Source organism: Paraburkholderia aspalathi (assembly GCF_905220735.1).
Lineage (GTDB): Bacteria > Pseudomonadota > Gammaproteobacteria > Burkholderiales > Burkholderiaceae > Paraburkholderia > Paraburkholderia aspalathi.
Genome location: NZ_CAJNBA010000001.1, coordinates 2370999 through 2383313 on the forward strand (window position 1 = coordinate 2370999; position 12315 = coordinate 2383313).

General features: G+C 63.3%; 9 protein-coding genes. 5 read left to right on the top strand and 4 right to left on the bottom strand.

Annotation, left to right across the window (positions count from 1 at the left end; all coding sequences use genetic code 11):
* Positions 1-13 precede the first annotated feature (13 nt).
* A complete protein-coding gene (locus tag KHO30_RS10505; RefSeq protein WP_211700818.1) occupies positions 14-805 on the top strand; it encodes a class II aldolase/adducin family protein in 792 nt (263 codons plus the stop codon).
* 53 nt (positions 806-858) lie between these two features.
* The gene (locus KHO30_RS10510; protein ID WP_211700820.1) at positions 859-1842 is read left to right on the top strand and encodes a 2-dehydropantoate 2-reductase; all 984 of its coding nucleotides are present in this window, start codon (positions 859-861) and stop codon (positions 1840-1842) included.
* Between the two features lie 97 nt (positions 1843-1939).
* Here KHO30_RS10510 and KHO30_RS10515 read toward each other — a convergent pair whose 3' ends face one another.
* The 4 genes from KHO30_RS10515 to KHO30_RS10530 all read right to left on the bottom strand — a co-directional run bounded on the left by KHO30_RS10515 (position 1940) and on the right by KHO30_RS10530 (position 7465).
* Positions 1940-2131, bottom strand: coding sequence for a hypothetical protein (locus tag KHO30_RS10515; protein WP_054035384.1), 192 nt, complete (start codon positions 2129-2131; stop codon positions 1940-1942).
* A 19-nt stretch (positions 2132-2150) separates the two neighbouring features.
* Complete coding sequence (locus KHO30_RS10520; RefSeq protein WP_211700822.1) at positions 2151-3869, bottom strand: FAD-dependent oxidoreductase; 1719 nt, start codon at positions 3867-3869, stop codon at positions 2151-2153.
* 226 nt (positions 3870-4095) lie between these two features.
* On the bottom strand, positions 4096-6048 hold the full coding sequence (locus tag KHO30_RS10525; RefSeq protein WP_200618832.1) for an AI-2E family transporter: 1953 nt from the start codon (positions 6046-6048) through the stop codon (positions 4096-4098).
* A 136-nt stretch (positions 6049-6184) separates the two neighbouring features.
* Positions 6185-7465 (bottom strand): DUF445 domain-containing protein, encoded by a 1281-nt coding sequence (locus tag KHO30_RS10530; RefSeq protein WP_211700824.1) that lies wholly within the window; start codon positions 7463-7465, stop codon positions 6185-6187.
* 194 nt (positions 7466-7659) lie between these two features.
* Between KHO30_RS10530 and KHO30_RS10535 the strand changes: the two genes are divergently transcribed.
* From KHO30_RS10535 to KHO30_RS10545, 3 genes are read left to right on the top strand one after another with little or no spacing between them, the layout of a single operon-like run.
* Positions 7660-8802: a metallophosphoesterase family protein gene (locus KHO30_RS10535; protein WP_211700826.1), complete on the top strand. Its 1143-nt coding sequence runs from the start codon at positions 7660-7662 to the stop codon at positions 8800-8802.
* Positions 8799-11423, top strand: a complete 2625-nt coding sequence (locus KHO30_RS10540) for an AAA family ATPase (RefSeq protein ID WP_211700828.1) — start codon at positions 8799-8801, stop codon at positions 11421-11423. The genes KHO30_RS10535 and KHO30_RS10540 overlap by 4 nt, the downstream gene beginning before the upstream one ends.
* Before the next feature lie 57 nt (positions 11424-11480).
* Positions 11481-12308: an alpha/beta hydrolase gene (locus KHO30_RS10545; protein WP_211700830.1), complete on the top strand. Its 828-nt coding sequence runs from the start codon at positions 11481-11483 to the stop codon at positions 12306-12308.
* Positions 12309-12315: the final 7 nt, after the last annotated feature.

Here is a 12315-nt window from a genome sequence, read left to right on the forward strand (position 1 = left end):
TACGGAGACCCTGATGACGACTCTTGAAATGCAAGCGGCGAGCCCAGCGAAGGCCGCCGCGATGCACCCCGACGAATGGCAGGCGCGCGTGCAACTGGCCGCGTGCTATCGCATCTTCGACATGCTCGGCTGGACCGAGATGATCTACAACCACATCACGCTGCGTGTGCCGTCGAGCGTGAGCAGCGGCGAGCGCCACTTCCTGATCAATCCGTTCGGCCTGCACTACAGCGAAGTGACGGCGAGCAATCTCGTGAAGATCGACGCGCAAGGCCGCGTGCTCGACAACTCGCCGTATCCGGTGAACCCTGCAGGTTTCGTCGTCCATGCGGCGATTCACGAAGGCCTGGCTGATGCGCACTGCGTGATGCACACGCACACCACGGCCGGCGTCGCGGTAGCCTGCCTCGAAAACGGCCTGGAGCAAACCAACTTCTATAGCGCGCAGTTGCATGACCGCATTGCGTATCACGACTTCGAGGGCATCACGGTGCATGCGGAGGAAGGGCCGCGTCTGCTCGAACATATCGGCAACAGGCAAGCGGTGATCCTGCGCAATCATGGCCTGCTGGCATGGGGCCACACCTTGCCGCAGACTTTCGCTATTCTGTGGACGCTCAACCGCGCGTGCGAAATCCAGATGGCCACGTTTTCGATGGGCCGCGCGCGGCCGGTGCCGGAGGACGTGGCGATCCGTTGCTCGCGCGACTCCTTGCAATTCGATCCGCGTCACGGTGCGGGGCAGGATGTATTCGATGCGCTGGTGCGGCGCGTGGATCGCATCGACACGAGCTACAAGGATTAATGCGGACATTGAGCCGAAAGATTGACCCAGGGATTAACGCAAGGATTGAAGCAATGAAAGTAGGTATTTACGGTGCCGGCGCGATCGGCGGCTGGATGGGGGTGAAGCTCGCGCAGGCCGGCCACGACGTGAGCGTGGTGGCGCGCGGTGCGACACTCGGCGCGTTGCAGCAGCACGGCTTGCGTCTGATCGAAGGCGGCGTGACCCATGCGGTGAAGGTGACGGCAAGTGAACAGCCGCTGGATCTCGGCGTGCAGGACCTCGTCGTGGTGGCGGTCAAGGGTCCCGCGATGGCGTCGGTGGCCGCGCATATTGCGCCGCTGCTCGGCCCGCAGACGATTGTGCTGACAGCCATGAACGGCGTGCCATGGTGGTTCTGCGACGGGCTCGGCCGTGATTTTGCCGGCAAGCGGCTGAAGTCGATCGATCCTGACGGTGCGATCGCCGCCGCGATTCCGACCGCGCAGACCGTGGGCTGCGTGGTCCATGCCAGTTGTCTGATCGAGGCGCCGGGCGTCATCAGGCATCACCAGGGCAATGGGCTGATCGTCGGCGAAGCGTCGGGGCAAGCGAGTGAGCGCGTCAAAACGCTCACCGCCGCGCTGGTCGCAGCGGGCTTCAATGCGTCGATGTCGGAGCAGATTCAGCGCGACGTCTGGTACAAGCTGTGGGGCAACATGACGATGAATCCGATCAGCGCCATCACCGGTGCGACCACCGACCGGATTCTCAGCGACGAACTGGTGCGCAATTTCGTCACGAGCATCATGCTGGAAGCGAAGGAAATCGGCGCGCGCTTCGGTATTCCGATCGAACAGGCGCCGGCGGATCGCCACGAGGTCACGCTCAAACTCGGCGCGATGAAAACCTCGATGCTGCAGGATGTGCAAGCCGGCAAGGCGGTCGAACTCGACGCGCTGGTGGCTGCGGTGCGTGAACTAGGGCAGCTTACCGACGTGCCGACACCTTACACCGACGCGTTGCTCGGCCTCGCGCGCTTGCACGCGAGTACGTTGGGGTTGTATCCGCGGCAGTGAAGGTTGCGACGACCTCCGAAAAGAAGCCGCCCCATGTGATCAACGGGGCGGTTTTTTTCGTCTTATGTTTCGCGCGTTATTTAAAGGGCTTTCAGCATCACGCAGTCACGGCCGAAGAAGCCGGCAGCTTCGCCGCTTCGATCAACGACAGTGCTCGCTGCGTATCGCCGAGTTCCGTCATGCACAGTAGCGCAAGACGGGCCAGATATAAGGACGCTTGCGCTTCGCCTTCAGCGGTCAGTGTCTTGCAGAGCGTCGTGTAGACGAGGTCGAGTTCGCTATCGGTCATGGTGTGGGTTCCTCTTGCGTCAATTCGTCAGGCTGGCCGTCACGGCGCTTTGCACATCCGTCGCGTTGCCGTTGCGCCAGCGGGCGAGCATATGACCGTCCGGCCTGATCAGATAGACGGTGCCCGGCGTGGCATCGAGCATCTCATGCAAGCGTCCCGCCGGATCGACTACGTGCGGGACGTTGGCGCGCGGTGCATCGCCTTTGACCAGCGTGATCGCCTTGAACGGGATGCCGTGTTCGGCGAGCGCATGGGGCAATTGCTGCCACGCTTCGTCTTGCGCCGTGTCCGCGCCGAAGCATAGTGTGGTGAAGCATGGCCCAAGCAGATCGGTGAGATGGATATCGACCGGTACGCCGTCGCACGTGCGTTGAAGTCGGCACTCCGGTAGTACAGTGCCTGGCGCCGGACCCTTGGCGAACGCGCCGGATGCAGCCGCTGCGATCCAATTGAGCGGCGATTGGGCATATGCAATCGCATGCGTTTGCCGCGGATTGATCAGTGGCCGCACCGCCGGATGATGCGCGGCAAGTCCCAGAACTGCCTGGCGCATGAGGTCGAACGCGAACGAGGGCGGCGCCATGAATTCGGTGCTTTTCATACCGTAGCTCAGGTTTTCACGCGCCGCAAACACGCGCTCGTCGCTGTAGCTGTCGAGCAGGCGGTCCGACGCAATGCCGTTGACGACGCAACCGAGTTTCCAGCCGAGATTGTCGGCGTCGTCGATGCCGGAGTTCGCGCCACGCACGCCGAAAATCGGCACGAGATGCGCGGCATCGCCCGCGAACAGCACCGAGCCGTGGCGGTAGCGTTCGAGCGTCAATGCATTGGCCTTGTAGACCGTAATCCAGATCGGCGACCATTCGCCCGTTTCGCCCATCGAGTCCAGCACGCTCTGCACGCGCGGCATCACGTTCTCAGGCTTGATTGCGGCCTCGGGATCTTCATCGTCGCGAAGCTGGTAGTCGATGCGCCAGACGTTGTCGGGCTGCTTGTGCACCAGCACGGTGGAGCCGGGATTGGAGGGCGGATCGAAATAGGCGAGACGTTCGGTGGCGCGCTCGCTTTCCAGTTCGATATCGACAATCACGTAGCGTCCCTCGTACGTAGTGCCGGTGAGCTTGAGGCCGAGCGCCTCGCGAATTGTGCTGCGGCCGCCGTCGCATGCGACGACCCAATCCGCGTGCATTGTCCAGGCGGTATCGCCGGTGCTGAGGTCGAGCGTTGCACCAGTGGCGCCGTTGCCGGTATGTTGTTCAATACCGGTCACACGGGTTTGCCAGCGGATGTCGATCAGATCGGCATGCTGTTCCACTTCGTCGAGCAGCAACTGTTCGATCTGGTATTGCGCGATGTTGATCATCGGCGGCAGCGATTGCTCGTCGTCCTGATGCATGGCGAAGCGGAACACTTCGGCATCGCGGTAGAAGCTGCGGCCACCGGTCCACGGCAAGCCCTTTTGCAGGAAGCCCTGCACCACGCCGAGACGTTTGAAAATCTCCAGGCTGCGGCGTGAAATGCAGATCGCGCGACTGCCGGTGCAGACGCCGTCGTCAGCTTCGATCAGTACCGAGCGTACGCCTTGGCGAGCCAGCGCAAGCGCCAGCGTCATGCCGACCGGACCGCCCCCGACGATCGCTACGGCGCGCCGCACAGGGTCGCGCCCGTCGACCAGCGGCGGCACCTCGCCCGCACAGTGACGCGGCGTGAACGGATAGGGTTTGAAACTGCGGCTCATGCGTGTCTCCTGGATCTTCGTTGCCGATGGATTGCCCGCCGCGGCTTGAGTGCTCTCTGGAGGCGGTGCGAATCGATAGGTGAAGTATGGAGGAGGGGTAGCGCGTGGCTGTCCTCATTTTGGGTACAAGGACTCGGCGTTCCGGCGATAGAAAAGGCCGCAGGGCGCTCACGCCCCCTGCGGCCCTTCTGATTCTTGCAATGCAATGCAGACCGCGCGGACTTGCCTAATCCGCCCCGGCCAGATGCGAAGCCTGGCGCGAGTGCTGGACGCTCGCTCCCACCGTGCATTCCTCGATCATCGCGCGGAACGTCGGCGCCGCGTGTGAAGCGCCGGTCGCCCCCGTCTCCGGCCCGCTTTCCGGTGCGCCGCCCACGCCTACAACCAGGGTCGCCCTTGGCCGCCATTCCCGCGTGCGCCGCAGCATGTTGCGCAAATACGGCGGCGATTCCGGCGCGTCGAGCGAGATGATGCAGATGATCGGCGCGTCCTTGAAGCTCGGTTCGTCGGCATGCGCGCTGCGATAGCCCGAGTGCGTGGCCATCATCGGCGCGAGACCCTGCCGGCCGAGCAATTGCACGGCGATCGCGGCGGTGACCTCATCGAATGCGCCGCGTCCCGGTACGCACAGCACCGAGGTCCTGTCGGTTTCATGGCGCATCGCCGGATGGGCCGAAATGTGGCTGTCGTGCCGATCCGAAAGGTCGGCCGTAGCCGATGCCGAGATTGCCCCAGCGGAGTCAGCCGGTTCCGTGCGCGACAGGCGATCCGGCAGGCCGTCGGAAATTTCCAGGTTTTCGACGATATCGACCAGTGCGTCGTTGATTCGCGCCAGTTGCTCAGGCATCAACACCCCGCGCATCGCATCGTTGCGCGCGAGCTTGAGGCCTTCCAGCGCGACATTGTCGTAGTAATCGATCAGCGACATCTCGCGCAGCAGGCGCTCGGCCTGCACGATGGCTTCATGCGGATCGTCCGCCAGAAGCCGCTGATAGAAGTTCTGCGCAGGCGTGAGAGCAGGCTGGTCGCCCAGCAGCACCGTGAGAAAGTTCAGACGATCCGCGTAGCGTCCCAGCGTGACGACGCACAGCGTGAGCGGCGTGGACAGCACGAGGCCGATCGGCCCCCACAACCAGCTCCAGAAAATCGCCGCCACGACCACCGCCAGTGGCGACAGCCCCGAGCGATGACCGTACAGCAGCGGCTCGGCGATCTGCCCGGCTACCACATCGACGACGATAAACAGGATCAGCGTATAGACCGCCATGGTCCATTGCGGCTGGATAGCGGCCGCGAGAAACACAGCAAGAATTGCGGCGATCCAGATGCCGATATACGGCACGAAGCGCAGCAACGCGGCAATCACGCCGAACAGCAGCGCACCCGGCACGCCGATGATCGCGAGCCCGATGGCAATGATCCCGCCCGCGCTGAGATTCACGCCCAGTTGCGCGACAAAATAGCGGCTCAACCTCCCGGCGGCGTCGTTGATCGCGGTGGTGGTGCGGTGCAGATCGCGCGAACCGAAAAGACTGATCAAACGGTCGCGCAGGTCTTCGCGCTGCAGCAGGATGAAGATCGTGACGACCAGCACGATAAAGGTGGTCTCGATCGGCGCAATGGCGGGTGACAGCGCGCGTTGAGCGAGTTGCATCGGCGTGGGCGACGGCTCGTGCACTTCGACGGGCGTCGGCACAGCGGGTGCGTTGCGCGCTGCACGTCCGGTAAGGCGCGGCGGGCTCGGCTTGGTCGGCGCGACGCGTTGCAGTGTGGCGGCGGCGCGGCTCATCAGCGAATCGGCCCGGCCGACGGTTTTCTCCTGCACCGTCTCGATCTTTTGCTCGATCGCCGCCTGATACTGCGGCAGATCGCCCGCCAGTTGCACCAGTTGTGCTCCGATCAGCCCGCCGACTGCCAGCAGGGTGGCGAGGGCGAACAGCACCGCGATAAAGATCGACGGCAACTGGCCCATGTGCAAGCGCCGCAGCGCCTGCACCAGCGGCGCGAGCAGAAAGCTGAGCAGCACGGAGAGCGTGATCGGGATCAGCACCTCGCGGGCGAAGTACAGCGCGCAGACCACCACGACGCCGGTGATGACCGAGGCCAACCCATGCAGACTGGGCGTGCCCGGTGGGTATACGCGGTTCGGCCGCCCGGTTGGCGGTAACGATATTTTCATGGACACACTTCTCGATGTTGTGGCGCTGACGTTTTTACTGAGGGTTCGCGCGGCTGGAACGGCGGCGGTCGGTTAAAGCGCCCGAGCAATTCATATGCCCGGATTGTAGGCGCTTTGTAGTGCGGCGGCCGTATCCCTAGCCCATGTGCAAACGCAACAGCTCGAACAGCTGTGAGCTTGCATACAGTAGCAAGCCGATAAAGCCGCCCACAATCGTCCCGTTGATGCGGATGTACTGCAAATCCTTACCGATGTTCAACTCGATTTGCCGTGACATGTCGCGTGCGTCCCAGTTTTTCACTGTATCGCTGATGTGGCGCGTGAGGAACTGGGCAAAATCCGGCGCCATGGCGCGCGCCGCTTCTTCCAGATGGTCGTTCAGCGACTGGCGCAGCGCGGGGTCATGCGCCAGTTCGCGGCCTACCCACTGGCCCATCGCCATCACCCGGGCGTGCAGGGCCGAATCGCTGCTTTGCAGATCGCGTTTGAGCCATGCGCGCAATTCGCCCCACATGTCCTTCACATACGTGCTGAGCGCTTCGCCTTCCACCAGATAACGCTTCAATTCCTCGCCTTTCTGCAGGAATGCCGGATCGGTCTTGAGTTTGACGATCAGTTTCTGGGCCGCGTCGTCGAATTTCTGGCGCAACTGATGAGCAGGGTTCTCGCTGATCTGTTCGAGCATCCGGTTCACCGCATTGGCGATCGCATCGGCGCCTTTTTCGCCGAGCCACGCCGAGGGCAGGATCATCTCCATCTTCGGATATTCGCTCTTCACCCATTCGACGATGCGCTCAGCGATAAACTCGCGCGCCTGCGGTTCGCGCAGCAGCGTCACGACCTGTTCGATGCCGGCGTCGAGCCGTTCCTGATGACGGCCGTCCTTGGTGAGCGTGTCGAGAATCGAGCCCATGGATTGCGACAGATCGACTTTGGCCAGCACGTCGCGTAAGGCGTCCTTGATGAAGACCTGGATGCGCACGTCGTCGGTCAGTTCGAGAATGCCGCCCGTCAGTTTGACCACGTAGTCGCCCAGCCGCGCGGTATTGGCCGGTTTCGTCAGCCAGCCGGTGATGCTTTGCGCCGGGTCGTGTTTCTGGATCAGTCCGACCAGCGACGGCACGTCCAGAAACTTGTCCTGCACGAACACCGCGAGGTTGTCGGCGATCTTGTGCTTGTTCTTCGGAATGATCGCGGTGTGGGCGGAGACGATCGGGATCGGCACGCGGCGAAACAGCGCGACCACGGCGAACCAGTCGGCTAGCGCGCCGACCATGGCGGCCTCGGCTATCGCCTTGATGCCGTCCACCCAGAGGCCGCGCGGCATGAAGGCGGTCACAAGGAAAACGCAGGCGGCGGCCGCCAGCAGCAGTAGCGGGGTGCGCTTGGCCTTCTTCAATTCGGTTTCTTTGTTCATCGGCAGCAGAGCAGCGAGGTTTTATTCGAATGGAATGGTGCGGTGCGATCAGGATGCTGGTCCAGAAACGGGAGTGTAGCGCCGCTGTTCCGGCCGTGTGGAGCCGTCTTGGGACAGTTTTTGACCGCAGGCGCGGTAACATGAGCGCCGAATGAACATTGAGCGACGACGCAATTGAACGGAATGGAGGCACAGTGATCAGGTTTCTGCACACCGCGGACTGGCAGATAGGCACGCAATTCGGCCAGTTCGAGCCGGACGAAGCCGCGCATCTCGCGGAAGCGCGCTTCGAGACCGTGCGCCGGATCGCTGAGGAAGCGGCGGCGCGCAAGGTCGACGCCGTGCTGGTCGCCGGCGACGTATTCGACCTGCAGACCGTCTCGGACACGGTGATCCGCCGCTTATTCGGCGCGCTGCAGGCGTTCTCCGGACCCTGGGTCATGCTGCCGGGCAATCACGATGCGGCGCTGGTCGAGAGTGTATGGACCCGTGCACAGCGATTGAACTGCGTTGCGCCGAACGTACGGCTCGTGCTCGAACCCGGCGTGGTGACGCTCGACGCCTGCCAGTGCGCGTTGCTCTGCGCGCCGCTCACGCAACGCATCACTTACGACGACACGACGGGCTTCTTCGACACGACGGAGACGCCGCCCGGCTATCACCGCATCGGTCTCGCGCATGGCAGCGTGAGCGGGATTCTGCAGGAGGGCATTGATTCTTCGAACCCGATTGCGCCGACGCGTGCCGCGAGTGCGCGTCTGGACTATCTCGCGCTTGGCGACTGGCACGGTCATTTGCGCGTCGACGAACGCACCTGGTATGCCGGTACCCACGAGCAGGACCGTTTCCGCGCCAACGATCCGGGCTTCATGCTCGACGTCACGCTGACTGAGCCAGGCGCCGTGCCGGTCGTTGAAGCGGTGCGGGTCGGTAAATATCAATGGCATCGTTGGGAAGAGACGATCTCCGTGCCGACCGACGTCGATTCGCTCAAGCTGCGCCTCAGCGCGTTAGGCAGTCACGACGTGCTGCGCGTGACCGTAAGCGGCTCGACCGCACTGGCCGAAGCCGAAGCCATTCACGTCGCGATGGAAGAAACCCGTGCGCGCGTGCGTGCGCTACGTGTCGATCTGAGTGGTCTGCAGGTGCTGCCCACCGCCGACGACCTCGCCGAACTCGGCGCGCAGAGCGGCTACCTCGCGAAGGTGGTGGCGCGTCTGCGAGGCTTGCAGGAGGACCCGCAGTCCGACCCGCAACAGGTCAAGCGCGCGGCGGAGGCGTTATTGCTTCTGGCGCGTTTCCAACGTGAACTGCCGCGCGAAGCGAGGTCCGCATGAAGCTGGAAAGCATCGCGATTCAGGAGTTCAAGCAGTTCGCCGGACGGCTCGTCATCGACGATCTGCAACCCGGACTCAATCTGTTCACCGGCCCGAATGAGGCCGGCAAGAGCACGATCGCCGAAGCCGTGCGGGCCGTGTTCCTCGAACGCTACAAGGCTTCGCATCTGAAAGACCTGCTGCCGTGGGGCAAGGCGAGCGGGCAGCCCTCGGTTGAAGTGACGTTCGATATGGACGGCACGGCATGCAGATTGTCGAAGCAGTTCGTCACCCGGCAGCGCTGCGAGTTGAAGATCGGTCAGACGGTGTTCGGCGAGGACGAAGCGGAAGACAAGCTCGCCGCGCTGCTCGGTTTTTTGCGCGCTGCACGTGGGCCGCTGAAGGCGGAGAACGCCGGTGTCCCCGGTTTGTTGTGGGTGCAACAAGGCGGTACGCAGGAGGTGCGCGATTCCACGGGACATGCCGCGCAGTATCTGCGCGATGCGTTGTCGCAACTCTCGGGTGGCCATGAATCGGCGGGTGAGGATGCGCTGATCGCGGCGGTGCAGCGCGAGCTCCGGCAACTGCTCACGGCGCGTACGCAGAAGTCCACCGGCCCATTAGCCGAGGCAGAGCAGGCGTTGGCGGCGCTGATCGAAGAACGCGATGAGCTGGAGCAGCAGCGCCAGCAGTTCGACGAGAACATCGTGCGGCTCGCCACGCAGCAGGAAGCCTTCGACGACGCGCAACGCAAACGCCCCTGGGAGCTTCATGAGCAGAAGGCGGTGCAGGCGCAACAGCGCGCTGATGCCGCGGCCGAACTCGAACGGAGTCTTCATGGCTTGGCGCAATCGCTGCAATTGAAGGACGCGGAGTTAGCGCTTTCGTTGCAACAGGAACAGGCGGCGACTGAACTCGAAACCGCCGTTGCACGCGAGCGGCAGCAACTTGACGCAGCACGAGCCAATGTCTCGACGGTTCAGAACGAACATGCGCAGGCTCAGGCGAGCGTGGCGAAATTTGAGCAGGCGTCTGCCGATGCCAACCGTGCGTACGAACTGGCGAACGCCGCGGTGACCGCGGGCGATTTGCGCAGTCAGATTGCGTTGCACCGCACAGAAAGCGAACGGCTCGAAGCATCGATCGCGGCTGCCGGCGAGGCGAACGAGGCCGTACTGGAAGCAACGCGCGCAGCGGCCGCGCTCGAAATCGACGGAGCACAATTGAAGCGGCTCCAATCGCTCGATGCGGAATTGACCGTGCTGCGTGCGCGGACCGAAGCGGCGATGACGCGGATCGAATACCGGTTGAATGGCACGATCACAGTCGGCGATGCGAAGGTAAGCGGCGAGGGCGTGCTGCGGCTCGACGAGGAGAAACTGATCGGTCTTGGCGAACTCGGCGAGTTGCGCGTGATTCCGGGCGTTTCCGATCTGTCGGCGCGCTTGTCCGAGTTGGCGTCGCTCGAGGCCCAGCATGCGCAGTTGTTGCAGGCGCTGGGCGTGGCGTCGTTGGGTGAGGCCGAGGCCAGGCTCGAGCAGTGGAAGACGCTGGTCGCGCAGCAGAAAAGCCAGGCGAAGATTCTTGAGGTGCATGCGCCGCAGGGTATCGACGCGCTGCGGGCTGCGTTGGCTTCGGCCGATGCGCGATTGCAATCGGCCAACGAACGGCTTGCGGCCTTGCCCGATGTCTCCGCCGCGCCACCGCTCGACGAGGCTCGCCGCAATGCCGATATCGCACGTGACGCGCTGGAGGCCGCGAGGAAAGCATTGGAGCAAGCGGCGGAAAAGCGGTCGACGGCTGCGGCCACGACGGAATCGCTTGCAGCGCAGCTCCAGCGCAAGGAAGCGCAACTCGGCGACGAAGCATTCTGCCGCAACCGCGCGCAATGGCAGACGAAAATCGTCGAGCAGCGCGTGCAGGTCGAGGCGTTGAAGAAACAGCTCGAAGGTCGCGAGCGTGAGTTGGAAGCCGCGCGTCTCGACGACCCGGCGGCTGAGGCGAAGCGCTATCGGGCGTCGGCGGAACTTGCGCGCAACGAGCAGCACGAACGGCAACTGCGGATCGCGCAGTTGCGCAGTCAGCTCGAGACGGTTGGCGCGTCCGGGCTCGGCGAGCGTCTCGCGACAGTGAACGCTTCGGTCGAACAGGCCACGCGGCGTAAAGAAGAACTCAGCTTGCGAGCAAGCGCTTTGAGTCTGCTCGACGAAGTGCTTGTCGACGAACGCGATGCAGCGGTGGCGCAGCTGCGTGCGCCGTTGACCGAGCGGCTCGGGCACTATCTGAAGCGGATTTTCCCGCAGTCGACAATTGCGCTGGGCGACGATCTGAGTCCGGCAACACTAGATCGTTATGGCCGCGCGGATACGCTGGATGCGTTGAGCTTCGGAACGCGGGAGCAACTCGGCATTCTGACGCGGCTCGCGTATGCGGATCTATTGAAGGCGTCGGGTAGGCCCACCTTGCTAATGCTCGACGACGCAGCCGTGCATACCGACGCGACGCGGCGCGATGCGATCAAGCGCGCGCTGATCGATGCGGCTACGCGGCATCAGATTCTGGTGTTCACGTGCCATCCGGAGCTTTGGGACGATCTGGGCGTCAGGCAGCGGGCGATTGAGGATTTGAAAGTGGCGGCATAGGGCGTCTTGGGACGCCTTGGTTTCGTTGAATGTTTCGTTGAATGACCCGGGAACGTCATGACTCAACTTTATCGCGGCATGGATCAGGCGGCACTGCGTGCGGCCTACGACAACGTGGCGGCAGTGGCCGACGTCGCTGAGCGCATGCTCGGCTTTCAGGAGCGCAGCGCGGCGTTGTATGCCGCTTCGCAGTGTCGGCGTGATGTGGCGTACGGCCCGCGGCCCCGGCAACGTTTCGACTGGTTTCCGTGCGGGAAGCCTGACGCGCCGATTTTCGTGTTCATACACGGCGGCTACTGGCAGGCGCGCAGCAAGGAGGATTTTGCGTTCGTCGCCGGTGGGCCGCTTGGGTGCGGCTTCAATGTTGTGCTCGCGGAATATACGTTGGCGCCGGACGCGTCGATGACGCAGATTGTCGGTGAAGTCGATGCGCTGCTGGCGGCGCTGGCGGCTGATCGTGATGGGCTCGGCACGCGTGGTCCCGTTTGCCTTGCGGGGCATTCTGCGGGCGGGCAATTGAGTGCGCTTTATCGCACGCATGAGTCTGTCGTGCACGCCATGCCGATCAGCGCACTGGTGGACCTGGAACCGATTGCGATGTCATGGCTCAACGAGAAGCTGCAGCTAACGCCGGCGGAGATCGATGCGTATAGCCCGATGCGGCACATCGGCAAAGGTGTGCCGATGACTGTTAGCGTCGGCACGGCCGAGTTGCCGGAACTGGTTCGGCATTCAGAGGAATACGTGGCGGCGTGCCGGCAAGCGGGTGAGCAGGTGGAGTTCGTGCCGCTCGCCGGGTGTAATCACTTTACTATCCTTGAAGACCTTGCGCGGGCCGATGGGGTGCAAATGGAGGCGTTGGTGAAGGGAATGGGGCGCAGGTGACCCACTG